The organism is Pseudomonas sp. EA_15y_Pfl1_P101, from assembly GCF_963970835.1.
In the GTDB taxonomy this organism is placed as follows: domain Bacteria; phylum Pseudomonadota; class Gammaproteobacteria; order Pseudomonadales; family Pseudomonadaceae; genus Aquipseudomonas; species Aquipseudomonas tritici.
Map to the genome: position 1 here is coordinate 225,281 of NZ_CAXAPA010000004.1, position 22,626 is coordinate 247,906.

27 protein-coding genes and 1 tRNA gene are annotated in these 22,626 nt (G+C 58.2%); 6 read left to right on the top strand and 22 right to left on the bottom strand.

From position 1 onward, the window contains the following. Positions 1-27: 27 nt before the first annotated feature. Positions 28-3,066 (bottom strand): membrane-targeted effector domain-containing toxin, encoded by a 3,039-nt coding sequence (locus tag AACY36_RS07810; RefSeq protein WP_339416072.1) that lies wholly within the window; start codon positions 3,064-3,066, stop codon positions 28-30. 410 nt (positions 3,067-3,476) lie between these two features. Between AACY36_RS07810 and AACY36_RS07815 the strand changes: the two genes are divergently transcribed. After that, positions 3,477-3,665, top strand: a complete 189-nt coding sequence (locus AACY36_RS07815; RefSeq protein WP_049713137.1) for a hypothetical protein — start codon at positions 3,477-3,479, stop codon at positions 3,663-3,665. Between the two features lie 15 nt (positions 3,666-3,680). Here AACY36_RS07815 and AACY36_RS07820 read toward each other — a convergent pair whose 3' ends face one another. Next, positions 3,681-4,061, bottom strand: coding sequence for a fe2+ zn2+ uptake regulation protein (locus tag AACY36_RS07820; RefSeq protein WP_339416075.1), 381 nt, complete (start codon positions 4,059-4,061; stop codon positions 3,681-3,683). 238 nt (positions 4,062-4,299) lie between these two features. Here AACY36_RS07820 and pvdQ point away from each other — a divergent pair, with 238 nt between their 5' ends. Together pvdQ and AACY36_RS07830 are read left to right on the top strand one after the other, a co-directional pair. Further along, positions 4,300-6,606, top strand: coding sequence for a bifunctional acylase PvdQ (gene pvdQ, locus AACY36_RS07825; protein ID WP_339416076.1), 2,307 nt, complete (start codon positions 4,300-4,302; stop codon positions 6,604-6,606). A 191-nt stretch (positions 6,607-6,797) separates the two neighbouring features. Next, positions 6,798-6,871, top strand: a tRNA-Cys gene (locus tag AACY36_RS07830). 101 nt (positions 6,872-6,972) lie between these two features. On the opposite strand, the gene AACY36_RS07835 is transcribed toward AACY36_RS07830, so the two are convergent. From AACY36_RS07835 to AACY36_RS07865, 7 genes are read right to left on the bottom strand one after another with little or no spacing between them, the layout of a single operon-like run. Continuing rightward, the gene (locus AACY36_RS07835) at positions 6,973-8,022 is read right to left on the bottom strand and encodes a phage integrase (RefSeq protein ID WP_339496867.1); all 1,050 of its coding nucleotides are present in this window, start codon (positions 8,020-8,022) and stop codon (positions 6,973-6,975) included. 1 nt (position 8,023) lies between these two features. Continuing rightward, positions 8,024-8,266, bottom strand: coding sequence for a DUF4224 domain-containing protein (locus tag AACY36_RS07840; protein WP_339496868.1), 243 nt, complete (start codon positions 8,264-8,266; stop codon positions 8,024-8,026). 2 nt (positions 8,267-8,268) lie between these two features. Then, positions 8,269-8,490 (bottom strand): hypothetical protein, encoded by a 222-nt coding sequence (locus tag AACY36_RS07845; protein ID WP_339496870.1) that lies wholly within the window; start codon positions 8,488-8,490, stop codon positions 8,269-8,271. A gap of 36 nt (positions 8,491-8,526) precedes the next feature. Then, the gene (locus AACY36_RS07850; protein ID WP_339496871.1) at positions 8,527-9,024 is read right to left on the bottom strand and encodes a hypothetical protein; all 498 of its coding nucleotides are present in this window, start codon (positions 9,022-9,024) and stop codon (positions 8,527-8,529) included. 49 nt (positions 9,025-9,073) lie between these two features. Then, the gene (locus tag AACY36_RS07855; RefSeq protein ID WP_339496872.1) at positions 9,074-10,174 is read right to left on the bottom strand and encodes a DNA-methyltransferase; all 1,101 of its coding nucleotides are present in this window, start codon (positions 10,172-10,174) and stop codon (positions 9,074-9,076) included. Beyond that, entirely contained in the window at positions 10,171-10,806 is a 636-nt protein-coding gene (locus AACY36_RS07860; RefSeq protein ID WP_339496874.1) for a hypothetical protein, read from the bottom strand. The genes AACY36_RS07855 and AACY36_RS07860 overlap by 4 nt, the downstream gene beginning before the upstream one ends. A gap of 49 nt (positions 10,807-10,855) precedes the next feature. Then, entirely contained in the window at positions 10,856-11,443 is a 588-nt protein-coding gene (locus AACY36_RS07865) for a hypothetical protein (protein ID WP_339496876.1), read from the bottom strand. 96 nt (positions 11,444-11,539) lie between these two features. Between AACY36_RS07865 and AACY36_RS07870 the strand changes: the two genes are divergently transcribed. Continuing rightward, a complete protein-coding gene (locus AACY36_RS07870) occupies positions 11,540-12,061 on the top strand; it encodes a hypothetical protein (protein WP_339496878.1) in 522 nt (173 codons plus the stop codon). 61 nt (positions 12,062-12,122) lie between these two features. Here the strand turns inward: AACY36_RS07870 and AACY36_RS07875 are convergent, their stop codons facing one another. Then, complete coding sequence (locus AACY36_RS07875; protein WP_339496879.1) at positions 12,123-14,216, bottom strand: DNA cytosine methyltransferase; 2,094 nt, start codon at positions 14,214-14,216, stop codon at positions 12,123-12,125. 6 nt (positions 14,217-14,222) lie between these two features. Beyond that, positions 14,223-14,711 (bottom strand): HNH endonuclease, encoded by a 489-nt coding sequence (locus tag AACY36_RS07880; protein ID WP_339496880.1) that lies wholly within the window; start codon positions 14,709-14,711, stop codon positions 14,223-14,225. A gap of 624 nt (positions 14,712-15,335) precedes the next feature. Here AACY36_RS07880 and AACY36_RS07885 point away from each other — a divergent pair. After that, entirely contained in the window at positions 15,336-15,644 is a 309-nt protein-coding gene (locus AACY36_RS07885) for a hypothetical protein (RefSeq protein ID WP_339496882.1), read from the top strand. 36 nt (positions 15,645-15,680) lie between these two features. Here AACY36_RS07885 and AACY36_RS07890 read toward each other — a convergent pair whose 3' ends face one another. After that, entirely contained in the window at positions 15,681-16,394 is a 714-nt protein-coding gene (locus tag AACY36_RS07890; protein ID WP_339496884.1) for a hypothetical protein, read from the bottom strand. A gap of 116 nt (positions 16,395-16,510) precedes the next feature. On the opposite strand from AACY36_RS07890, the gene AACY36_RS07895 reads away from it, so the two are divergent. Continuing rightward, on the top strand, positions 16,511-16,849 hold the full coding sequence (locus AACY36_RS07895; RefSeq protein WP_339496885.1) for a hypothetical protein: 339 nt from the start codon (positions 16,511-16,513) through the stop codon (positions 16,847-16,849). A 37-nt stretch (positions 16,850-16,886) separates the two neighbouring features. On the opposite strand, the gene AACY36_RS07900 is transcribed toward AACY36_RS07895, so the two are convergent. The 10 genes from AACY36_RS07900 to AACY36_RS07945 all read right to left on the bottom strand — a co-directional run bounded on the left by AACY36_RS07900 (position 16,887) and on the right by AACY36_RS07945 (position 22,469). Continuing rightward, positions 16,887-17,375, bottom strand: coding sequence for a hypothetical protein (locus tag AACY36_RS07900; protein WP_339496886.1), 489 nt, complete (start codon positions 17,373-17,375; stop codon positions 16,887-16,889). Positions 17,376-17,447: 72 nt separating this feature from the next. Continuing rightward, positions 17,448-17,969, bottom strand: coding sequence for a hypothetical protein (locus AACY36_RS07905; RefSeq protein ID WP_339496887.1), 522 nt, complete (start codon positions 17,967-17,969; stop codon positions 17,448-17,450). Further along, positions 17,966-18,733, bottom strand: a complete 768-nt coding sequence (locus AACY36_RS07910) for a lambda exonuclease family protein (RefSeq protein WP_339496888.1) — start codon at positions 18,731-18,733, stop codon at positions 17,966-17,968. The genes AACY36_RS07905 and AACY36_RS07910 overlap by 4 nt, the downstream gene beginning before the upstream one ends. Further along, a complete protein-coding gene (locus tag AACY36_RS07915; RefSeq protein WP_339496889.1) occupies positions 18,730-19,488 on the bottom strand; it encodes an ERF family protein in 759 nt (252 codons plus the stop codon). The genes AACY36_RS07910 and AACY36_RS07915 overlap by 4 nt, the downstream gene beginning before the upstream one ends. Positions 19,489-19,498: 10 nt before the next feature. Beyond that, positions 19,499-20,659: a hypothetical protein gene (locus tag AACY36_RS07920; RefSeq protein ID WP_339496890.1), complete on the bottom strand. Its 1,161-nt coding sequence runs from the start codon at positions 20,657-20,659 to the stop codon at positions 19,499-19,501. A gap of 156 nt (positions 20,660-20,815) precedes the next feature. After that, entirely contained in the window at positions 20,816-21,163 is a 348-nt protein-coding gene (locus AACY36_RS07925; RefSeq protein ID WP_339496892.1) for a hypothetical protein, read from the bottom strand. Further along, positions 21,156-21,353, bottom strand: a complete 198-nt coding sequence (locus AACY36_RS07930; protein ID WP_339496894.1) for a hypothetical protein — start codon at positions 21,351-21,353, stop codon at positions 21,156-21,158. The genes AACY36_RS07925 and AACY36_RS07930 overlap by 8 nt, the downstream gene beginning before the upstream one ends. Next, the gene (locus AACY36_RS07935) at positions 21,350-21,541 is read right to left on the bottom strand and encodes a hypothetical protein (RefSeq protein ID WP_339496895.1); all 192 of its coding nucleotides are present in this window, start codon (positions 21,539-21,541) and stop codon (positions 21,350-21,352) included. Before AACY36_RS07935 ends, AACY36_RS07930 begins: the two co-directional genes overlap by 4 nt. Beyond that, positions 21,538-21,975: a hypothetical protein gene (locus AACY36_RS07940; protein WP_339496896.1), complete on the bottom strand. Its 438-nt coding sequence runs from the start codon at positions 21,973-21,975 to the stop codon at positions 21,538-21,540. Before AACY36_RS07940 ends, AACY36_RS07935 begins: the two co-directional genes overlap by 4 nt. Positions 21,976-22,271: 296 nt before the next feature. Next, entirely contained in the window at positions 22,272-22,469 is a 198-nt protein-coding gene (locus AACY36_RS07945) for a hypothetical protein (protein ID WP_106804567.1), read from the bottom strand. Between the last annotated feature and the right edge of the window lie 157 nt (positions 22,470-22,626).

Here is a 22,626-nt window from a genome sequence, read left to right on the forward strand (position 1 = left end):
CCGGCGTGAGTCCGCGCAGTGTGAGCACTAAACAACTTTCCTGAAGATTTGAAAATCACCCGCCATGTCACCCTTTTGCAGTGATTGATTGGGATTAGGGATGCGGTAGGTACTTTTCGAGGCGATGGTCTGCGAGCCTTCATAAATGCCGATGCCGATGCCATTGGTGAGTTCCGCGATGCCCGGCACACCCTCACACGTCATCATGTGTGAACGGCCGACCAACACCACAGATTTTCCGCCGTTGGCATGTTGCTCGATAGTTCGTGTAGCAAAATAGTTGAATTCTTCCAGGCGCTGTTTGGATAACGCCGTATCAGGCCGGATGTTGTGGTAGGTACCCGACACGTCCTTACGTTTCGTCAGCCAGTAGTGTTCGAGCGGGATGACCTTGATGCCATTGAGCTCGGCTTTTTTCAACAAGTCGGCCAAGGTCGGAAACTTGCCCGGTGTCCGCGCATCAAGGGCGACAGTGCCCAGGCCGGCGTCGCGCCAGCCACCGTTGCTTTTGGGCAGCAGTCCTTCGCAAAAAAAAGATCTGACCCCCTTTGCCTGAAATGTGTCCATCGCATCGTAGAGCGTTTGAAAGCTCGACATGCCTTGATGGGACTCACCAAATACCAGCGTATTATTTTGGTCCAGCGCTTTCTCGATAAGGTCATTCGGGGCAGTCGAACCGTTAAGGACCGGCAGCGGTGGGCGCGTTGCTGGGACGGTGGCCGTGATATAGAACGTACTCATGTCATTAAGAAATTTTTGCCGGGTCGCCCCCAGTCGCGATGGGGTGAAATGGGCATGCACCTCTTTGGCTTGGGTATTTTTCAGGTATTCACCCGGCGTTAAATGGTCGGTTTTCTGCGGCAGGGTGGGCGCAATCGTTGGCGGGAAAGGAGGGTACGAATTCAGAGCTACCGGGTTATAGCGATGGTTGCCTACGACGGACGAGGTTCGGCTGGCCGGCATCAACATATTGGACTGCGCCCAGCTTGCAGGGGTGAAGTAGTCGAGTGGCGGGCCATAGGGTTTCTGAGTCACGGGGTCGTAGTGATACCAACGATCTTCGTGGAAAACGGCGATGGTTTCGACACGTGCGTCGCCGACCAGCAGTTCACCGCTGGCGGCGATGCCATGTTTCTTACTGGCGGCCAACAAGTCAGCTCCATCGGCGGCTCGGAACAGGGAACGATAGCGCTCCACGGCGAAGTTGGCTCCTTTGCCAATGACGTTTGCGGTACCTCTGATCACATCCGTTACGCCACTCACTGGATTAAGTTCACTTATCGCCGTGACCCCCAGTATCCTGGCCACCTTGAGGGCTTTTTGCACCCCAGAAACCGCGGCGGAGCTCGCCTTCACGACCTTCGCACCGGCACCGAGTCCGGCGGTAACGAAGCCGAAGATATCGATGGCCAGGTCCGTGAGGCCTGCGCCGTAGTTGCCGTCCTGGAAGTTATTGATAGCCGAGCGCAGGGGGATGAGGTCGAGCAGGAATTGTTTCAATCCTTCCTGTTGTCCGCGTTCTTTATCAAAGGAGGTCAGTCCCCTGGACTGCGCGTCAAGGCCAAGTGCTTCGACGTAGGCGTCGGCGATGTGGCGAGTGCGCTCACTGGAAAAACTCTGGGGCGATCGATAGCTGTCACCCACCCGTGCCTCACGCAGATGCGCGGTGTTGTTGTCCTTAGGTGTAAAGCGCTCAACTTTGTGGATCATGTTGTAGAAACGCCGACTACTTGGGATCTTCCCCTCCAGCAAGGGTCGTTCCCGGATCAGGCCATGCTCCGGGTCAAGCTCGTAGACAAAGTCTTTTTTATTGTGTTGGATTTTTACCAGCAGGCTGTTTTTTCGACGTTCAAGGGTGTCTGAAAGCAGACCCGGCGCGTAGGTGTTTTCCTTGAAGAACTCGAGCTTCCCATTAGCAAAACGTGTGCGGTCTTCAAGTGGCAGTCGAGCCACTAATTGCTTGACCAGCGTGGCGTGAAGGTCTTTTTGCCTGTTCAATGCAGGCTCGAATTCAACTGCGATGTCGGCAGCTGCGGTTTTGCTCCACGTGTTGAATGCGTCAATCGGAATACGCCTGTCGCGGGTCTCCCAGAGATCGGAGGGACCCAGGGTATTCCCTTCCATGACGATGTCGAGCATCGAGCGCGAACCTGGGTTGAACTCTCGATCCTTGATCGACAAGCCCCTGATTTCAAACACACATTCATCAATATCCGGAAATGCTTGCTTGAGTACGGCCAGGGCCATCGCTTTGCGGCTCGGTAGCTTGATGTCCAGCTGCTCCGAGGCCGCTTTCATTTGGTCCAGTTGCTCATTGAATGCAGTTCGCGCCAGATCAAGTTCGTCCTTGCCGTAATGCTCGTCGTTTCTGATGCGCAGATAACCGTTGCATACACCCCAGTCGATCAACGCTGCTCGCTGCGCCGCTTCGGAGGCGGGCGGCGCCAGGTTCTCCGCGTTTTCCAAGAGCTGAGCGTACGTCATCTCTTTTGCCGAGCCCGGCACGTGGGCTTCTTGCCTGGCGACCAGAATGCTCATCGTCGCCCAGGCGTGGCTGCCATAGACCACATGGTCAGGGATGTCCTTTAGCAAAAACTGCGGTGCCACCCGAGCCAGCAATAGCCGGGCCGCCAAGTCACCGGCTTCGCTACGCCGCTCACTCTCCAGGTGGCGGCTCAAACCGTCGATCACTGCTGAGGCCGGTTTACCCCAATGATCGTTTTGGGCAAGGTTGTAGCCAGCAACGGTGCTCCTGCCCGGAGCCGTCATTGACTCGGGATCCAGGCCTATCTGGATAGCCGCCAGTACATAATCCTCTCGACGGGTGGCATTTGGAAAACCCGCCAATGCTGACTCTATTGCCTTGCCCAGCGCTCGTGCGCGCGGGGTATCGAGCAGCAGTTCCAACGCCTTGGCAGGATCGCGCAGTTCCAGTGGGGACAGGCGCTGCCCTTGGAGCAGGTAGCCCAACGCACCGTGACGCCGCATGATCAGCGGTAATCCTTCCAATTGCGCGGTGTTACGGTCGACGAGGTTTTCGATTATTCGCTGTTGTTCCGCGCTCAATGGCACGGGCCAGCCCAGGGCTCCACTGATAGGGCCCGGTCTAGGCGCAGGGGAGGATGGCACAGCCTTTATCGGTTGCGTTGCAGTGACAGTGTCTGGCTGCATTGGCGATGTATAGGGGGGAGGCGAAATTGAGTGGAGCCTGGCGGCACTGCTGTTGGCGGTCATAGCGAATACCTGTGAATTCAGAGGTTCTGCGCGTGCTTTCAGACTTTCTGTCGAAAAGGCACAATTCTGATTGGCAGTGCTCGCCGTCGCCGTTCCCGTTCACAGTGTGATCGGGTGTTAATGGGATACCGCTGGTCAATGGCTAAATCCAGCCGGACATGCCAAAGTTTTTCATCACCTGTAACATGAGCGCCTGTCGGCCCGTTCACAGCGGCTATATTTTTCAGGTTCAGGAACCCGTCATGACACAAAAGCAACGTTTGAAATATTCGATTCTGATTGCCCTGGCCGTACTGGCGACGATGTTTGGCCTGTCCTACCTGCAGAACACTGGGGTTATCAGTGAGAAAACATTCCAGACCATCGCCATTGCCGTCGCAGTGGTCGTCGTGGTGATCAACGGTGTCATGCGCCGCAAGGTCAAGCTCTAAGCGCTAGATCGCGCCTCAGGTGCGACCTTCGATCACCTTGGCAGCCTCTTCGTGGAGGCTGTAGCTTTTATCTGCATTGAGGGTGATCACGCCTTCGCTGCACAGACGCTTGAGCACCTCGCGCACGCTGAGAAATGACAGCGGAATGCCCAGTTCCAGCAAATGGCTGTGCACGCCGCGCACGCCGAGGCTGCGTCGGTTGTCGGCGGCGGTGAGCAGGGCGTCAATGACCTTCAGCCGGATCAGGCTGGTGCGCAAGCCAAAACACTTGAGCAGGTGGCGAATACGCTGGTTGCCTTGCTGTTCCGGCGTTTTGCCGAACACGTGTGTACCGCTGCCGAAATGGGTGTCGGCAGCCGGTGAATGTCCATCCGTGGGCACTTGCGGGTTGTACATGCTAAAACTCCCTACCAGAGCCTGATCAGGAAAAAAATGAGCGCTCTTGGTTAATAAGACGAACGAGCGAGCGAAATCATGAAGTGCCGGATGTAGAAAATTTGTCGGTATCGGTTTTGTTACGTTCGCGCTGTCTTCAATAAACCTCGCCCCTTGCTAAATTATTCCCGGTGGTTTGCGTTCTTACGGTGGGGTTATTGCCCCGCGTGAGGCGGTTAAATCTGACTGTGGAGTCTGCGTGATTATTTCCAATGGGGTGTCCAGGGTATGTATGGCCGGGGTGTTGCTGGGATTGAGCCTGGCTGCTTTGGCGCGGGAGCAGGTGACGCAAGCGTCGGCGGATATCCGGCGTACCAGCTACGGCGTGCCGCACATCCGCGCCAATGACGAGCGTGGCCTGGGCTTCGGCATTGGCTACGCCTACGCCCAGGACAACCTGTGCTTGCTGGCAAATGAAGTGGTCACGGTGAATGGCCAGCGCGCCAACTTCTTTGGCCCGGAGCAGACGACCCTGGAAGAGCGCACCAACCTGGCCAGCGATGTGTTCTTTACCTGGCTGAATACGCCGGACGCCGTCGCCGCGTTCTGGAAAGCGCAGAGTCCACAGATCCAGCAGCGTATTGAAGGTTATGTGGCCGGCTACAACCGCTACCTGAAAGAGCAGGGCGCGCCGGCTCAGTGCCAGGCGGCGTGGGTACGGCCACTGGTGGCTGAAGACTTGGTCAAACTGACCCGTAGGCTGCTGGTGGAAGGTGGTGTAGGCCAATTCGCCGAAGCGCTGGTCGGTGCGACACCTCCACACGCGACGGCCAGTGCGCCGACCAGCGCCAAGGCGTTTGAACTGGCCGCCGCCAACCAACAGCGCTTCGCCTTCGATCGCGGCAGTAACGCGGTGGCGGTGGGGCGGGATCGCTCATTCAATGGGCGCGGTATGCTGCTGGCCAATCCGCACTTCCCGTGGGTGGGTGGCATGCGGTTTTATGAGATGCACCTGACCATCCCCGGCCAGTTGGATGTGATGGGGGCAGCGCTGCCGGGCTTGCCGGTGATCAATATCGGCTTCAATCAGCATGTGGCGTGGACCCATACGGTGGATACGTCCAAGCACTTCACCCTGTACCGCCTGACCCTGGACCCCAAGGATTCCACGCGCTACATGCTCGATGGCAAATCTGTTGCCCTGGATAAAACCACGGTGAAGGTGCGGGTCAAACAAGCCGATGGCAGCCTCAAGAACCAGTCGCACACGGTCTATAGCTCGCAGTTCGGCCCGGTGGTGCAGTGGCCGGGCAAGCTCGATTGGGATAGGCATCACGCCTACAGCCTGCGCGACGCCAACCTGGGCAACGACCGCGTGCTGCACCAGTGGTATGCGATGAACCGCGCCAGCAGCCTCAATGAACTGAAAACCTCAGTGCGCACCCTGCAAGGCATCCCGTGGGTCAACACGGTGGCGGCCGATGACCAGGGCCAGAGCCTGTACATGAACCAGTCAGTGGTACCCAACGTCAGCGCGGCCAAACTGTCGCAATGCAGCGACCCTCGCGCCGGCCTGCAACTGATCATGCTCGACGGCGCCCGCAGCGCCTGCGCCTGGGACGTCGACCCACGCGCGGCCCAGGCCGGCATCTTCCCGGCCGACCAACTGCCGCAACTGGAACGCAGCGACTACGTGCAGCATTCCAACGACTCGGCGTGGCTGGTCAACCCCAAGGCGCCACTCACCGGGTTCTCCCCGGTGATCAGCCAAGACCACATCGGCCTCGGCCCCCGCGCGCGCTTCGCGCTACAACGCCTGCAGTCCCTGAATAAACCGATCAGCGTCACCGACCTGCAAAACATGGTGATGGACAACGAGGTGTACCTGGCGGGCCAAGTCATGCCCGACCTGCTCGCGTTCTGCGCCAAACACCTCGGCGCCGACACCACCGCGCTGCAACCGCTGTGCACCAGCCTGAAAAACTGGGACCAGCGCGCCAACCTCGACAGCGGCGTGGGCCTTGTGCACTTCATCAACCTGGTGCAACAGCTGCAGCAAATCCCCGACGCTTGGCGCGTCGCCTTCGACCCGGCCCAGCCTCTCATCACCCCACGTGGCCTGGCCATCGACCGCGCACCCGTCGCCAAAGCCCTGCGAGAAGCGATGCTGACGTCTACCGCCGATGTCGCCAAACTCGGCCTGAGCGCCAACAGCACATGGGGCGATATCCAAGTCTCGGGCCAAACCCCGGTCCATGGCGGCCCGCAAGAATTGGGGGTCTACAATGCCATGCAAACCGTACCCCGCGCCGATGGCAAACGCGAAGTCGTCAGCGGCACCAGCTACCTGCAAATCGTCACCTTTGACGATCAGGGGCCGCATGCCAGGGGCGTACTTGCGTTCTCCGAGTCCAGCAACCCAGCCTCCAAACACAGCAAGGACCAGACCCTAGCGTTCTCCCAGAAAAAACTCAGCCCGCTGCCCTTCACCGAAGCCCAAATCAAGGCTGACCCGCAGTACCAACAGCTGCACATCAAGGAGCAGGGCAGGCACGCAACCCCTTGATGGCAATACGAAATATTTTTGAAATCAAGGGGTTGCACGCACTGGCAAATACGTACATAATGGCGCCCATCGAACGCAATGAGGCATTAAAAACCTCAATGTATTCAATGAGTTAGAGTAGAGGCAGGGTTTTTCAGCCCACTCAATTTTTTATGCGGTGAGTGTTAGTCGTTGAGACACTGATCGTTTGAGGCCGAGTAGCAAAATGGTTATGCAGCGGATTGCAAATCCGCCTACGCCGGTTCGATTCCGACCTCGGCCTCCACTCTTAGAAACCCCGTAGATTAACGTCTACGGGGTTTTTTATTGCCTAGCGAAAAGTGCAGGAGTTCCGAAACTTTAGGGGGGGGGAGTTCCGAAACTATTTCATTTGGATGGCTGGGCGACCGCTCCGATGCGTCGATAGACACGCCTGGTTATCTCCTGTTCTGAGTGGCCGAGGAGCAAACTTGCATCGGCGATATCTGTAATCTCGGACGCGGCTTTGGGGCGGATGTCTTTAAACTGGAATTGCCGAATCTTTTCAGCGTCGCCGTCACGGCCCTCGTTTGCCACAAGAGCTACTGCCTTTTCGCGGGCATCATCCCACCTGTTACGTAACATCTGCTGCGAAACTCGCATCCCCGTCTTGCTGAGCACGAAGTGCTGCGAGATGTGATGCTTGTTCCTGGCGGTGATGTTGTCGATAAGCAGACCCAGGCTGTTTTTCACCCCGTCAGTCTGCATTTGAATCCTCAATCGCTTGCTGGTCTTGCCTTGCTGGACAGTTAAGAAATCTCCTTCAACATCTCCCTTCTTCATTGCGATAACGTCGGCGGGGCGCTGGCCAGTCAAATAGGCCAGGTCCATCGCATCTTTAAGCTCCTGTGGAGCTTGCTCGTAGACCGCCGCCCAGACCATGTCATTCGCGTAATAGTCCCGAACCTTCTCTTTGTTCTTGCGAACCCCAGCGCAGGGATTTTCCCGATCGGTGAAACCCCACTCTCGAGCCATGTTGAATACATGGGACAGCAGAGCAATCTCTCGATTGGCCCGCGTCTTTGCCGTTCTGGCATCGCGATATTGCGCAACCATAGACGGGGTTATCGCATCGATTGGCGCGGCTTCAAAGCCATTGCGCAAGTGCTTCAATTCGGCCTTATTATCTTTCTGTGTCCGCGGTGCCTTCTTCGGGATAATGTCGCGCTCATACCTATCAAAAATCCCCCTCATAATTTTCAGATCAGCCGGCTTTGCCTTTGCTTCCAGTTCTGCCCATTTCAGCCTGGCCTTGTCGAGATCGCCTCCTAGCGAAAGCTCTTTTCCGTTTGCGTCACGGTAGTAATAACCTACCCACACTGTTCCATTCTTGCGAGGGCGCTTGCGTCGAACCATCCCTGGCGGCAAGTCCCTGTTCTCTGTCTTGCGGGGGCGCATATCAGTTCACTCTGGAAAAATCAGGCGTCCAAGCCGGTCTTGCCGGCGGAGGGTTTTGATCGGAGACCGTCGCATTCGCCATGCCCAGTTTCATGCGGGCAAACATGCGACCTACCAGGGGCCGGCCGCCGCGGCTTTCGATGAATACCCAATTGCGGTCCTTCAGCCACTTCCGCTGATGGGCTCTGTGTTTGTAGCCTGTTAGGTCGGCGAGCTCATCGTCCGACAGGATCTCTGCTTCCATGTTTACCTCCCGCCGGACGCCGTGGGCCGAGCTGTCTTGATGATGTGGACGGCCAGCCCGAAGCTGACCAGGAGCCAGCCGCATGTGCCGGCGAAGGCGTAGAGCAATGCCTCGGTGGTGCCGGTGACCACAAGCTCAGGCCCGAGCCAGAAGAACCAGACGAGTGTTCCAGCCAGGTACAGCAAAGCGCCCAGTACAATCAGGGTGAGTTTCATAGCGAACATGGGGTGTCCTTGCCGCACTGGGCGGCTGAAGGTGGGTTATATGGAGAACTTGGCGAGTGCTTCGTCTGCGATCTTCATGGCTGCCTGGGCATCGTTCACATAGGCCGGGTCAAAACCGCCGCACAGGTGGATAGTTGCCTGACATGCGCGCAGGTTCTCGCGGTTCAACTTCAGCGCGGCGATCAACTCTTCCCGCGCCTCGGCTTCACCTCGGCCGATATCCCAGAAGCGCTGACCCCAATGGCCGGCAGGTGGCCGATTGTTTCCCTGCGAACCGAAGGCCATGGCTCCAACAGCGCAGTCGAGCAGGTCGCGCTTGTAGGCGTTGTCGCCGTCGATGCTCAGGCCGTTGCGGCGGAGCGCGTCTAGGGCGTTGTTCAGGTTCGACTCCGGCGAAGGCTGCACCAGGTCAAAGTCTTTCTTGCCTGGGCGGCAGGCCACCACCAGCAGCTCGCAATCGAGCGGCAGGTGCTGCGCCATATCCGAGATCGCTTCGATAGCGGCTTCGCGGAATGCATTCTTTTCTTCGGACATAGGAATACCTCGCCCGCCGCTCACCGGCAGGCATGTAGGGGGATTGGGGTTAGGCTGCTGGGTGTTGCGCTGTGTCGCGGAAGACATCCATCTGCGCCGCGCCGTCGAGCCAGGCGGCCGCGATTCGGCGTTCAGCCATTGCGGCATATTCCGGGTTCAGTTCGCACAGGATCGATTTGCGACCTTCCTGCATAGCGACGACCGCCGTGGTGCCTGCGCCGCCGAATGGGTCAAGCACTACTCCGCCAAGCGGCGCGCCAGCCAGGATGCATGGGCGGATCAGGTCGGGCGGGAAGGTAGCGAAATGGGCACCTTTGAAACTGTGGGTGGGCACCGTCCACACGCTGCGCTTATTTCGTTCCGTTGGCATAACGGCAAGGGCCGAATTCATCGAGTCGTTGTCTTTGATCCGGCCCCGCGCTCTTTCTTCGCCATCGGTTCCGTGACCCCAGCCCACACCGTTTGACTTCCTGGCCACCGCCTTCATGTTGCCGTTGCTCTTCGCACCGCCGTTTGCCCTATCGCTTCCGATCTGCGCGAGAACGTCTTGCGAGAGCCGGTTATGGGTGTTTGGCGAGCAAGGCTCGAGGATTGCCGACTGGTTGTAGTAGTACTTCGGCGACTTGCTCAGGAGAAAGATATATTCGTGGGCTTTGGTGCATCGGTCGCGGACGCTCTCAGGCATCGGGTTCGGCTTGTGCCAGATAATGTCCTGGCGCAGATACCAGCCGTCATCCTGCAGAGCGAAGGCCAAGCGCCAGGGCATGCCCATCAAGTCTTTTTGTTTGAAGCCTTCGTGCGGCTGACGCCTATGCCCTCGTCGCACTGCACCTCTGGTGGATGCGGAGACGATATCGTGCTTGCCGGCTGAACCATTCTGGGCATAGCCCCCGGCGATTGATGCATAGCTGTCACCCATATTCACCCAGGCGGTACCGTCGTCGCGGAGTACTCGACGCACCTCGCGGAAAACCTCAACCAGTCGAGCGATGAATTCAGCCGGCGTTTCCTCCAGGCCGATTTGGCCGTCGACACCGTAATCCCGCAACCCGTAATAGGGTGGGCTGGTGACGCACATCTGGACTGATTTATCTGGCAGCGTCCGCATCGACTCAATGCAGTCGCCGATCAAAACGCGATGCTGTTTCATGGCCTTGGCCCCTTGGATAGTTCATCGGCGGCAATCTCAAAGGCCCTGAGCTTGTCGTACATGCCTTTGACGATTCGGTCATCCAGGCTAAGCGGGTTGAGCAGGTCATCCAGCGCTTGGCCCTTGGCCCGAATCCAGGCTTTGTGCGCATCGATTGCAGATGAGAAAACGCCAAGCGCCTTTCGGTGTCCGCCATTGCTGCACTGCGCGACGTAATTTCCTCTTGCCTTTACGAAGGTCACGCCTATCAGATTCCCATCCTTGCTGGTGCACCTTGTCCAAAACACGTTCACGCTCTTTGGCACAAAGCAGCAGGTGTCCGGAGAGTAGTGGGTGCCGTCACCGAGGATGTCCTTGTCCAGCTCGTTGCCCTTCCAAGGCTGCTGTTCCATCCAGGCCCTGAAAGCCGCAAAGCTTTTCCATTCATCGCAAATCGTTGCCTTTGCATAGGCAGGGTTGCGAGCCCTGAACTTCGCGTTGTGGCACCGCATGAGCATTAATGACCAGCGCCTGTAATAAGGACAGTCGAACTCAACGACTCGACGTCTTACACCGGCGTCCATGCTGGAAGTCCTCGATTGAATCGCGTAGCCGGCGTCGTTGACTCCCCATCCGCAAACCAGTTCGTTCATGGTTTAGGGCCTCGGTAGATGAACACGTAGGCGAACCAGAGGGTGGCGATCATGGCCTCACCCGTGCCGCCGCGATTTCATCGATGAGAGATTGCGGGAGCTGTGCGACATACTCGCCTTCGGACCACGACAAGGGCTCTGACTGGCGGATCATCTCGTTCAGCAGATCGAACGCTGCGAGCAACTGGTCGTCGCGGATCTCGCCGTCCTCCGGCAAGTCATCGCAGAAGTGGTCTGCCGGGTCGATCTGGCTGGGGTAATTTGGTTCGCAGATGCAGAGCTGCAGATCAGCCAGGTCGATATCGCTTTCGATCAGGTAGTCGCGCAGGCTGTCCTCATCGAAGAAGTACTGGTCGCTGTCGAAGAACACCAGCGGCTCCCCTGACCACTCTTTGATGGGCATCTCCGCAAACTTCGCTCGGCGCCTTGCCAGGTGGCATTCCTTGCAGTAGCTGTTCACCTCATAGATTTTATGCTCGGGGTTCACTTCGCAGCGGCGATGAGTCGCACCGGAATAGCGGGCAAGGTCCTCATTGTTGCCGAAAAAACGGCCATCAGCAGAAACCCAGCCGGTTACCGTTTTGAGGCTGGCGGCTTCTGGCGCGTCGTACATGATGATTGGCTTTTGTGCAGTCATGACTTCGTCCTTGCCGCTATAGCGGCAATCTTGGTTAAATGGATCAATAAGTAGCGATTTTGTATGGGCGGGTAATCAGTCTGAAATGGAGGGGCTATGATTTTTGGAGAAGATCGAAGAAAGATAACTAAATTTGTTGATGAGTTTAGGAGTGAGTCAGATCGTGGTTGTGCGGTGCTTGTTCTTTGTGTGTTGGAAGATTTATTGATTGAAACGGTAAAGCATCGCCTACCTGTGTGTAGCAATGAAGAACTACGGTCCATTGCGCCGTTTGGCAGGCTCTCAACCACTGTGAGCAATGCTTTCCTAATAGGCGCTATCTCTAGAAGAGAACGTGATGAGCTTTCTCGCCTGATAAAAATCAGGAACAAATTTGCTCACAAGGCGCTCGAAGGGCTTAGCTTCTCTCATCCTGACATTGTTGATATGTGTAAGAAACTTGAGCTTGCAGATGTGTTTGATGAGTTTAAGTCTGATGTCCCCCGTATTAGATTCAATATTTCTGCTTTGATAGTTTATAGCTCTCTTCACACATCTCTGGGTGCTTTAGATAAGTTAGGTGAGTTAGAAGCCAGAAAGCATGTACTTCAATCCTATTCTGATTTTGAAGAGCAATAATCGACCTCTTCTAATTTGTTGGTGTCTTCTAACCCTGATTCGATCCGGGCGGTTTTATGGCTTATGCGGCGCGCGCCTGGCGCTCTTCGATGCGCCATGGATCGTTGGCGCGTGCCAGCGCTGCCATAGGCGGAGGGCTGACGCTGTTGCCGCACATGTGCACCTGTTGGGTCTTGGTGAATGGCTTGCCGTCGGCACCGTGGCTGATGATGTAGTCGGCGGGGAAGCCCTGGGCCTTGTACAGCTCAGCCGGTTTCAGCATCCGCAGGCAGATGTCGACGATCACGTAGGGCGTGCCCTTCACCATCACGGTGACCATTGCCAGCCGATCCTTGGTAGTGATCGTCGGCGCCGGCGAGTCGCAAGCGCTGATGTTCTCTGTTCCGTAGTAGCTGATCAGGAAGGCAGCGACACGCAGGGCACCTGCTTCGTGCTCAGGCGACAAGGTGAGCGACACCAGCGAGCTCTTGCCACCGCCGCCTGCCGTGATGGTTGGCGCCGGCTCTTCCAGGCCCTGACCAACACTGCCGCCGAATGCCCGCTCTATGAATGCGCTGACCAGCCCGTGGTGCTGGCCGCCGGCGCTGATGGTGTGCAGCGGTTCGTTCACGTCCCGTGCATCGCAGTTTCCCCGCAGGTGCACTAGGTTCGCGACTGCCAGTTGCTGCTGGCTGCCGGTGTTGGTGACCGTCGTCATGGGTTCGTGCATACCCTTGGCGTGCGTGGTGTTGAATCCGCCGTTGGCCTGGATCATCACCGCCGTACTGACGGACTGGCCGCCGCCGCTGGCTGTAACCGTGCCGACCGGGCCGCAGATGTCGTTCACCCCGTGGGAGCGGCGCTTGTTTGCGCCAGAGCCCTCGCCGTGCCCAGCCTGGACGATGCAGGCAGATGCAACCGCACGATGACTGCGTGTCATGAGCGTGCCGATCGGCTGGTCTGCTGATACTGGGTGCCCGGCGTACACCGGCCCGCCAGCTCCCACCAGAATTGAGCTGGTCAGTGCGTGCTTAACGCCGCCAGCGACCACCGTGCCCAGTGGTTGGTCTAGGCCTGGCACTCGTGGCTCTTGCCCTAGGCGTTCGCCGTAACCTGACTGAATCAGCGTGGGGCTGACAACCGAGAAAGCGCCGCCCTTCGGGTAGGAGGTGACGGTACGCAGCGGCTCGTCTGCCGATTGCACCGTCTCGCCTGACCAGTTGGCAATCGGCACAATGAACGGCGCAGGGCTGTCGATGACGAATTTCCTCATGCCCTTGGCGACTCGGCGCAGCGTGGCCTGGGCCAGATCCTTCTTGCGGCCGAAAATGCTTTTCCCCAGGTCGGTGAAGTCAATGCAGTCAGCGGCTGTTTTCCACTTCTGCTGGCCCTTGGCGGGGTTCTTGGCGTGGGTTGGCTCCGGCCACACGATCGGCTGGCCGTCGCACCTGGCGATCATGAACAGGCGTTCCCGGCTGGTCGGCGCGCCGAAGTCGCAGGCCCTGATCACCTTCCACTCAACGTCGTAGCCCATTCCTTCCAGCAGGGCCACAAAGCGGCGCCAGGTCCGGCCGCGCTGCTTAGGGTCGGGCACCAAGAACTGGTTGGATACGGGCACCTGCTCGCCTGGCGCAGCGACCCGGTTGGTTGTCGCTCCCTTCTTGGTAGGGTGCGGAACCTGGTCGAGGGTGACGACGCGGCCGGTGGCCTTGTCGCGCTTGGCGATCAGTCGGCCCCACTGCAGGATCTGTTTCACGTTCTCCAAGCTGATCACCCGGGGCCGCTTCTTGCCTCCCCACTTCAAGCCGATCCACGACAGGTTGCGGATCTCGCGCTTGCGCGGTTGGCCGCCGGCCGCCTGGCTGTGATGGGTGCAATCCGGCGACATGTGGAACCAGCCCACGGCCTTGCCGCCGCATTCGGTGTCAGGATCACCCTCAAACACGTCGGTGGTGAAGTGCTTCGCGCCAGGGTGGTTCACGGTGTGCATGCTGATCGCTTGCGGGCTGTGGTTCTTCGCCACGTTCACCGTGCGGCCCAGGCCCATTTCCAGCCCGGTACCGGCGCCGCCGCCACCACAGAAGAAGTCGACAACGATCTCATCGTCCTGAGGGTTGAAGCCGAGTCCGTATTGGGTTTTGAAATCGAAGGGGTGTTTCTTCTGTTGTGCGGACATAGGGGCTTATCTCCCGTGATTTTCGTGATAGCCGAGACTGTTTTCGAAGGATTTTCTGGCGGCCGCTGCATCAAACTTTGATGAGTAGCGACCGAGGGTTATTTGTTTGCCTGCCAGGTAGCCGAAAGATCGCCATAGGCCTCGCGAATCCCACGAGACACCGGAAATTCCGCTGGAGTTTTTGCAGCTGCGCTTTTGGTTTCTGGCGTTTTCCTCTGGGCTCGCCGCGCGGAGGTTGATCCAGCGGTTGTCAGTCTTCTGGCCGTTGATGTGATCAACGAGCTCGGGCGGGTGCCGGTCGAGCATGTAGACGAATGCGAGTCGGTGCAGGTTGTGGCGCTTCCTGTCGATCATCACCGTCAGATAGCCACTGGAAACCAAGCTCCCGGCTATCGAACCCGCTGGTGTTCGGCTTCTGCTCACCAACCAGTTGAACACACCAGTCTCAGGGGAGTAGGCGAGGATCGACTTCAGGTATTCCGGGGTAATAGGCATGGCTTCGCCTCGCCGGCTGGCGTGATTCGTTGATAGAAGTGATAATCTTTTAGAGTTGGTAGTCGGGGAGAGTGGTAATGGCGGGTAAAAAGCTTGAAGCGTTCCGCAAGTGGTTTACGCCGCGTAAGCGGTTATGGGCAGGCATCGCTTTGCTTGTCACTGCGACATTCGGGCCGCTTTTCTATCCAAGCTTTAATGGTTACTGGGGGTTCATCTTGGGGCCCGGGCTCCTATTACTCTGTAGTACATTGAATCTCGACGCTCACGATAAGCGTTGAGCTCCGTAGGCCGGCACGCGTCATTCGTTGATAGAAGTGAAATTTTTCGAGTTGTTTATCAGGGAGAGTGGCCTTGGCCAGTAAAAAGCTTGAAGCGTTCCGCGAATGGTTCACTCCGCGTAGGAATCTATGGGCAGCAATAGGCCTGTTTGCAATTGCGATTGTGGTGCCACTTGTCTTTCCGGGGACGAGCGTTACTTGGCTCATAGGTCCAGCGAGCGTTTTTTTAATGAGTTGGCTTATTCCCGGTACGAAAGCAAAGCGATAGGGATGCGCCGGCTGGCGCTGTCCAGTGATATGGGGTATTACGGGTGACCGGCATGGAGCCGGATCAAGGAGTAGAGCGATGTACGAAAGGTCTGCTGTTTACTATCAATTTATTAAAGAGTATCCGGACGCTGAATTTCTAGCGGTGCACCACGAAAACGGTCGAATCTCCGAAATCGCACCGGGAAGATTTCGAGGGCAGGCTGAAGAGTTGTTCGTTGGTACCTATGAAGCAGACGGTAGTCGTGTAGGAGAAAGTCGAATTCCTGAAGATATGCTGGTTCTGCCTGAAACCTTGCGTAGTGAGGACCCAATGCACGCCTATCACTTGGGTGCGAGTCAGGCAGTGGGGTACGCAAACAGCCCAATACTGAAAAAACTTTGGTAGTCGCGCCGGCCTTGTAGCGCGACTGGTTAGGGAGTGTCACGCTGCGCTAGCAGTTTCTTTAATAGCCATGATGGCATTTGCGGCGTGGCGCACGTAGTACAGGCGAGCCATCAGGCTTGGGCATGGCTTGCTGATCGTCGACTCCCAGAGGTCGCTGCCACCAATCAGTTCTTCGTGTTCGCGCAGGAAGTCATAGGCCAGCACCACCTCGCTGTCCCGGCCATCGGCGAAGGTCTCGACCTCCTCAACTACGTCAGCCAGGTCAGAGAAAGGAAGGCGCTCGTCTTCCGCTTCCTCGCGCTCGCGCATCCACTCGACCAACTGTTCAGCCTGCTCCAGGGTTGCGCCCTTATCTGGGATATCAGCGAGCCATTCAGGGACTTCATCGCTCGGCAATTCGTAATAAATCCGGCTGGCGACGCACTCGCACACCGTGTCGCGGATCGCGTCGAAGTCGATCACCGCGCGCTTGATGTCGCCGTCCAGCTTCTCATGCAGATAGCCGTCGCTCTGATGGCGCAAGAAGTTGATGCCGTAGCTGGATCCAACGTGGAACACGAGCGGGCCGATATCGCCCATCATGCTCATGCCGAACCGGGTAAAGCAGATGTCGAACCCGTAGCAGCTGCTGCCTGGCCGTGCGCAGCGCCAAACCTCGACGCCGTTATCGTTCACCAGCTGGGTGTATTGGTGCTGGGCCAAGTCTTCTGCCACGCGAGCGGTGAGCGCGGCACTTTCTTGCTCTTTCATGGATTATCTCCAGTCAGGCGCCGCCCTCCGTGACCGGATGCGGCTGTGTATGAAATTTGGTGAAGTAGCGGTTTGATGGCTCTATGATTCGCCACCACCTACAGGGAAAGTTTTAAATGCGTTTTTTACTGGTTACAGCGATAGCTATTGCTATTGCAGGCTGCTCCGGGCCCGGCGTTGTTCCGATGGGCCGCGACACCTACATGATTGCGAAGGACGGTAGCTTCACTACTTTTGGTGGTGGCGCTGTAAAAGCGGAGCTGTACCAAGAAGCCGATGCGTTCTGTGGCAAGAAGGGAAAGCAGTTGATGCCAGTCAAAGAGGCGTCCAGGGATTCGGGGTACGGGCGCTACGCCAATGCTGAGCTGCAGTTCCGATGCCTTGATGCAAATGACCCCGAAATGCGCCGCCCGACCATGGAGTCGGAGCCAACGATGAAAATTAAGGTCGAGTAGCTCCATGCCATCCGCGCTCAAAGAGTAGGACGGGCTATCAGTCGTTCTCACCTTCGTCTTCGGCGTTCATTTGAAGTGATTCGGCAAATCCTGCTTGCCGTAATTTGCGCGCCACGTTTTCTGATACGTCTAAAACGTGGCGCGGAATTTCGAAGAGGAGGGCGGACTTACCGGCGCCCAGCGAGTGCGCATGTGCAATCAGTCGCCAGATGGTCGCCCGGTCTTTCGTCTCGCCCAGTTCGGCAGTCAGCGCTGCCAGTCGGTCACGCATTCCCTGGCGGAAGTAGTGGCGGATGATGTCGGACGGCCCTTTGACTTTCGGCGGCGCCGGCGGCAGATCTTCAGCTTTGGCATTCAGCACCAGCAGCTGCACTGCCTCGCTGACTTCCCCAATCTTATGCCAGAGCATCAGCTCGTCGAGCATCTGCCGGGTGCCATACGGGACCGTGTGCCGCAATTCTTGCTCTCCCAGTTCCTGCCGCTTCTCGGCAAGCCTGGCTGTTCGTTCTTCCTGGGTCACAGCCATGGCCTACCTCTTCTATTCCGCTGGCCGGCAGTGCGAGCCAGGTTTGACGTTTGCGTTGCTGAACTCTCTTCTTCATCGGAAGGCAGGCGCCAGCTTCGGATAGTCGATTCCGTACTCCTTGATCAGCCGATAGAGCAGGGTGGAGCTGATTTTGAGCTGAATGCAGCACTGTTGACGACTGACGCCCGCTGCGATGCACTCGCCTATACGGACAACCAGGAATGCATCCCTGATTGAATCCACCTTGTTCGGCGGGCTTGGCTGTTTCGGTCTGATCGGGAAGGTGATCCCGTACCGGCTGGCAATACCCTTAAGCACGCCCAGGGTGATTCCTTCCTTCTCGCAGATGTCGCGCCGGCTCATGGTTGGGGCCATATTTCGGATTCTCGCCACCTGGCGTTCGATGTCGGTCTTGACTGATGGCCGGTGAAAGGTAGGAGGTTGCTTGAGTGCAGCGAGCACTTCGGGACGAGGTTTGGACTGGCCTGATGTATCGATCTTGCCGCCACGCGCCACATACTCAGCCATCTGTGCGGCAAGTTCTTCCTGGGCCGGGCGCAGCCGTTCTACTTCGTTACGGAGGATGCTGATCATGCTGCTTTACTCCGCAATTTCTCCTCGTAGCCGTCTACCAGCAGCTTGAACTGCCAGAGGTCTTCTTCGAGTTTTTCGATGTAGTCGTCATCGCGCTTGAATTCTTGCAGCCATAGCTGGCGGCCGACAGGTTTCAGGAGAGGGCAGTACATTCCGATATGCCACCACTTGCGACCGGTGATCCACATACAGCCCTGCACCTGGTCTATTACCTCACTGGCGTCATTGTCGATGTGGAACGCGCGAAGCTTGTCAGGGGCCAGGAAGCACTTATATTCGGAGCCGCCGTCGTCGCCGATGAATCCGTCCGCGCTGGCGCCGAACACGCCGTCATCCGTTTTGACCAATCCGACCTGGGTGACGATGAGCCCGGTCTGGATCTCATGCTCCATTCGCGCCTCGGGCTCCAGATCATGCCCCCGGCGCATCTGCCAAGTCTCAAACCCGCCATCCAGTGGTGCGCCACCGATCCGTTCGACGGCCAACTCAAACGCGTAGGTGAGCGCCGCGCCAGATGGCTCGCCAACAGTCTCGCCATCTAGGGCGCGCTGAACGACTTCGGCCTTTGGCCCTGCCTTGTACCCGGCCAACTCCATTGCTTTCGCTTCACCTTTCCCAGCGAGCATGGCGTCGACATATTTTTTCTGCTGTGCGTTCAGCCCGTTCACTTTGGAGCGAGCCGTGCTGAACATACTTGCGGTGATTACCCCGGCGCGGCCTTGCAGCCACTCGGGGGAGCCTTGAGTGCAGCTGACGATAATCATTGGGGCGCCTCCAGCTTTGCCTTGTGGACAGTAACCGCCGTCTTCACTGTGGAATATCCGTTGGTGTCACCTGACGCCTGCAGGACTTTTAGGCTTGCCTGCCAAACATCCTTCAGCTCGTCCGGCGTCGTGGTCTGCCCGACACGCTCAAGGATGTCCGCGACGACTTGGGCACGCATATCCTCTGTTTCGGATCCGTCTGACGACTGCCCGTCGTCGTCTCGGATATCGCCGGTCGTGATATTCAGCAGTGCACACATCACGTAGCGCTTTCCGTAAGTCGTGGACGAACCAACCGCTTGAACGTCGTTGCGGCCTTTTCCGATGTCGGCCGGAAGGGTCATGGTCGTTTGCTCGCGGTGTCCTCCGCGATGCATCAATATTCCCGTGACGCTGATCACCTTGTCCGCGTTTTCCACCTTAAACGTGATGGCGAAACCGTGCTGCTGCATGATCGGCTTAAGGGTGTGGGTGATGTGGTCGAGGGTGGCGTACGAGTTGCCGGTGTGCAGATTTACCGCACCCTCAAACACGGTTGGGATGTTGCACTGCATCTCAGCCATCGCCGCGTTGAATGCTTGCTCGGCATCCTTGGCCTGCATGCGCTCATGCATGGCCAGCAGACGCTCCATCTTCTCGATGTCGCAGGTTGGATCGGCGGCAGCACGGCTGATGACAGCCATGATGCTGTTGTCCGTGGAGATAGGCGCCACAGCCTGGCGCCGCTGTTCGGGAACGATGATTTGGCCGCTCATGCTGGCTTCCTCAGAAGTGGATGGTGATGTTTGGGACTTCGCGGCGCGCGATCTTCAGAACAATGGCTTTGGCCAGTTCCTCGGTGATGTTCATCGACATCAGCGCCTCTTTGGCGGCGCCCATGATCTTCACCTTGTGAGCCTGATCCGCTTCGCGGGCCTTCTGCTGGCGCTGCGCTTCTGCGGCCTCCGCCGTCTGCCGGGCAATCTCCGCCAGTCGCGCCTGCTCTACCGCTTCTTCCTGGCGGCGCACCGCGTCGATGCGTTCTTGCTCGGCGCGCTGCTCAGCGGCAACCCGGTTTGCTTCTGCCTGGGCCGCCGCTGTGCGTGATTGTTCTGCTTGCAGCTCCAGTTGAAGGCGCTGGCGTTCGGCGGCTGCCTCGGCGTCGAGCGCCGCCTGCGCGGCGGCGCGCTGAGTGGCGGCAGCCTGGTCCAGCAGTTCTTGTTCACGTCGTGCGGCAGCTTCGCGCTCGGCCTGAGCCTGCTGTTCGGCCTGGAGCCGGGCTTGTTCGGCGGCGGCTCGGGCAATTTCTGCATCGCGGTCGCGCTGGGCCTGCGCTTCTGCCTCGGCACGCAGCCGGACCAACTCGGCTTGTTCGGCTTCGTACTGTTCGCGCTTTTCCAGCGCAGCCCGCAGCGTTGCCAAGGTATCCGCCTTCAATCGAAGCGCCTCGGCTTCGTACTCGCCCAGCCACTCGCCGTCGATCACGACGCCATCAAAGGCTCCGATGCTGATCTTCAAGTATTCGGAGTCGGCAGCGCTGATGATCTGCGGGTCGAGGCGCAGCTCGCCAACCCATGCTTCGATCTCTCGTTTCTTGGCAGTCTCGGCCTCTTCCCACTCCGTCAGCGGCTGTCTGGTGGCATCGCGCAGGGCATCCATCTTGTTAACGAACTCGCGCAGCTCGGCCTCGACGACCTTCGGCATTTCCTTGAGGCGTTTCAGGTAGTCGCGGCCTGGCTTCTCGACTGCCGTCTTCGACTTACTGACGGTGGCTGCAAGGCTGGCAATGCGGGCGCGGCCTTTAGCGGTTTTTAGGTCTGGCACCTCGCCGGTTACTTCGGCTTTCACCGCCTCGAAGAACTGGCCCAGGCCGCCAGCTACGTAAATAGCCGGCGCGTTGTCGGCGCTGATGTCGTCGATAGTGATGACTTGCTGTTGTGCGGACACGGTGACTCCCTGCCGCGATGCTCGCAGCGATTGAAGGTGTTGGTTATTGAGTGATTCGATCAGCGAGGGCGCTGAGCAACATCAGGAAGGTGAAGAGGGCGAGGACCGGGAAAGAGTCGCGCCAGATGAGTAGGCGCCGGGTGCGCTGGCGGGCAGTCATGACCGCGACTCTCTGATTGCAGCGGCAGCCCTTACTATGGCCCTGCATATCGCAGACTCCGCACGCCCACCCGTCACGTCCTCGCAAGCCTGGCCATCGTCGTGATAAGCCTGAACCCACCCCGTCTGGAAGCCGCGCTCAGTCACCACGTTCATGTCGATGCTTATTCCCAAACGCGCCTGAAGAATCAAAGCGTGGCCGGTATTGAAATCGAGAGGGCTAAAGTAGCCAGACGAAAATGTATGGCTGCTCAAGCACACGTAACCATTCTTGTCGGGGTAATGGCCGTTGCAACGAAGGCCAGCAGCTTCGGCCGCCAAATAGAGCATTTCACGGTCATCCATGACGAACCCTCACCGCGATCCGCCCGCCTTTCATGGTCGGAGCCAAGCGCTGCGGCAGATCCCGCACCAAGTCTTCACGCTTGCGACCGATCAGTTCATTGAAGGGAAGGCCGAAGCCGAGGATGGCGATGCTGCGCTCGATATCGTCGAGTTGCTCATCAGCCAGCGATTTCACGATTGGCGTGGTCATGCAGCCTCCTTGCGGTGCCTGGTGATTTTCAGCAGGCGCTGGCAGTAGTGGGCGAACTCTTCGTTGGTGATGGCGTTGCCGGTGAGTATATTGGTGATCATGTTCAGGACGACTCGCTGGGCGCCGGGCTCGCTGGCTGGGTGCTCCAGGGCCTCGAGCGCCTCATCGATCAGGATGTGAGGGCTCATAGATCGGAATCCACGTCGTCTTCTGCCGCTTCCCGCTCCGCTGCTACTGCGTCGGCGGCGTAGGGCCGGAGTAGGTCCATGGCGATCCTCTCGGCGGCCTCGATAGGGCGGGGCTGGCCGATCAAGTCAGCAGCGTGGCCGCGCGAATCTGCCTGACTGCTCAGGATCGACGACAGGAACAATCGGGCGAGCGAATCACGCTGATCCAAGCCGTCAATCTGGCGCTGATTCAAGATGCCTTGCAGGTAGGTGCAGTACCGGTCGAAGGTCACCACCTGCGGCTGGCCGTGGCGGCGCTTCCACTTGATGTCCATGCCGCACACCAACTGTTCCGCCGAATGTTCAAGCCATTCCTGTTCCGGGCCCGCCTCGCTGATCTCTGGAGGCAACTTAGCGTCGTAACGCTCCTGGCATAATTTCAATACTGCGCTCATGCTGCCTCCGGCCAATGGCGTTCGATGCTCTCTTTTGCGTAAGGCGACAGGCGCCGGTATCCGTCCACCGAGCCGCACCCCGGCATGGTTCCTTCCAGCTCGACGCAGGCGCGGATATCGCAGCGGCGCGAGCAAACCCAGCCGCCGTAATGGCAGCGATGTACCTCACCTTTGGGCTCAGGGTGGTAAGCAAGCCCGCCTTTCCATGAGGGCGAGCCCCGCAACTTGAGGCCGCATCCTCGGCACACCGCTTGAGTTTCAGTACAGTTATGCATGGCGACCTCCAGTGTTTGGGGTTAGGCGGAGACTGCGACCGGAACAGCTTCACGAAAGCGCGATGGGCTCCAGTCGCACGATTCGTCAGCCGGGATATGCCCGAACATCGCGGTGCAGCGCTTGCAATGCACGCAGTCGCCGCAGGTTTTGCCTTCGGGCAAATTCATCTGGTCGGCGTTGTCAGCCGACCTTGGGAATGGCGCTCTTTGCTCGCTCATGACTCTCTCCATTCGTTGGTTCACCCGGTTAGAGGGCGTAAAAAAGCCCAGTCGAAACCGGGCTTTTCCCTCTTTACGTACAAGCCTGCCGGGCGCATGTGGCGTCGGGCAGCTATTGGCTAGTCCATGATGAATACCTCCGCTGTTCGCTCACTAG

Excerpts from the sequence above, each read along its gene's own strand:
- AACY36_RS07815 (WP_049713137.1), top strand. The coding sequence starts at position 3,477 with ATGACACAAAAGCAACGTTTGAAATATTCGATTCTGATTGCCCTGGCC.
- AACY36_RS07910 (WP_339496888.1), bottom strand. The coding sequence starts at position 18,733 with ATGATTATCGTCAGCTGCACTCAAGGCTCCCCCGAGTGGCTGCAAGGC.
- AACY36_RS07945 (WP_106804567.1), bottom strand. The coding sequence starts at position 22,469 with ATGAGCGAGCAAAGAGCGCCATTCCCAAGGTCGGCTGACAACGCCGAC.
- AACY36_RS07855 (WP_339496872.1), bottom strand. The coding sequence starts at position 10,174 with ATGAAACAGCATCGCGTTTTGATCGGCGACTGCATTGAGTCGATGCGG.
- AACY36_RS07850 (WP_339496871.1), bottom strand. The coding sequence starts at position 9,024 with ATGTCCGAAGAAAAGAATGCATTCCGCGAAGCCGCTATCGAAGCGATC.
- AACY36_RS07875 (WP_339496879.1), bottom strand. The coding sequence starts at position 14,216 with ATGTCCGCACAACAGAAGAAACACCCCTTCGATTTCAAAACCCAATAC.
- AACY36_RS07930 (WP_339496894.1), bottom strand. The coding sequence starts at position 21,353 with ATGACCACGCCAATCGTGAAATCGCTGGCTGATGAGCAACTCGACGAT.
- AACY36_RS07940 (WP_339496896.1), bottom strand. The coding sequence starts at position 21,975 with ATGAGCGCAGTATTGAAATTATGCCAGGAGCGTTACGACGCTAAGTTG.
- AACY36_RS07840 (WP_339496868.1), bottom strand. The coding sequence starts at position 8,266 with ATGGAAGCAGAGATCCTGTCGGACGATGAGCTCGCCGACCTAACAGGC.
- AACY36_RS07880 (WP_339496880.1), bottom strand. The coding sequence starts at position 14,711 with ATGCCTATTACCCCGGAATACCTGAAGTCGATCCTCGCCTACTCCCCT.
- AACY36_RS07915 (WP_339496889.1), bottom strand. The coding sequence starts at position 19,488 with ATGAGCGGCCAAATCATCGTTCCCGAACAGCGGCGCCAGGCTGTGGCG.
- AACY36_RS07820 (WP_339416075.1), bottom strand. The coding sequence starts at position 4,061 with ATGTACAACCCGCAAGTGCCCACGGATGGACATTCACCGGCTGCCGAC.
- AACY36_RS07935 (WP_339496895.1), bottom strand. The coding sequence starts at position 21,541 with ATGAGCCCTCACATCCTGATCGATGAGGCGCTCGAGGCCCTGGAGCAC.
- AACY36_RS07885 (WP_339496882.1), top strand. The coding sequence starts at position 15,336 with ATGTACGAAAGGTCTGCTGTTTACTATCAATTTATTAAAGAGTATCCG.
- AACY36_RS07865 (WP_339496876.1), bottom strand. The coding sequence starts at position 11,443 with ATGACTGCACAAAAGCCAATCATCATGTACGACGCGCCAGAAGCCGCC.
- AACY36_RS07890 (WP_339496884.1), bottom strand. The coding sequence starts at position 16,394 with ATGAAAGAGCAAGAAAGTGCCGCGCTCACCGCTCGCGTGGCAGAAGAC.
- AACY36_RS07925 (WP_339496892.1), bottom strand. The coding sequence starts at position 21,163 with ATGGATGACCGTGAAATGCTCTATTTGGCGGCCGAAGCTGCTGGCCTT.
- AACY36_RS07900 (WP_339496886.1), bottom strand. The coding sequence starts at position 17,375 with ATGGCTGTGACCCAGGAAGAACGAACAGCCAGGCTTGCCGAGAAGCGG.
- AACY36_RS07870 (WP_339496878.1), top strand. The coding sequence starts at position 11,540 with ATGATTTTTGGAGAAGATCGAAGAAAGATAACTAAATTTGTTGATGAG.
- AACY36_RS07860 (WP_339496874.1), bottom strand. The coding sequence starts at position 10,806 with ATGAACGAACTGGTTTGCGGATGGGGAGTCAACGACGCCGGCTACGCG.
- AACY36_RS07845 (WP_339496870.1), bottom strand. The coding sequence starts at position 8,490 with ATGTTCGCTATGAAACTCACCCTGATTGTACTGGGCGCTTTGCTGTAC.
- AACY36_RS07905 (WP_339496887.1), bottom strand. The coding sequence starts at position 17,969 with ATGATCAGCATCCTCCGTAACGAAGTAGAACGGCTGCGCCCGGCCCAG.
- AACY36_RS07835 (WP_339496867.1), bottom strand. The coding sequence starts at position 8,022 with ATGCGCCCCCGCAAGACAGAGAACAGGGACTTGCCGCCAGGGATGGTT.
- AACY36_RS07895 (WP_339496885.1), top strand. The coding sequence starts at position 16,511 with ATGCGTTTTTTACTGGTTACAGCGATAGCTATTGCTATTGCAGGCTGC.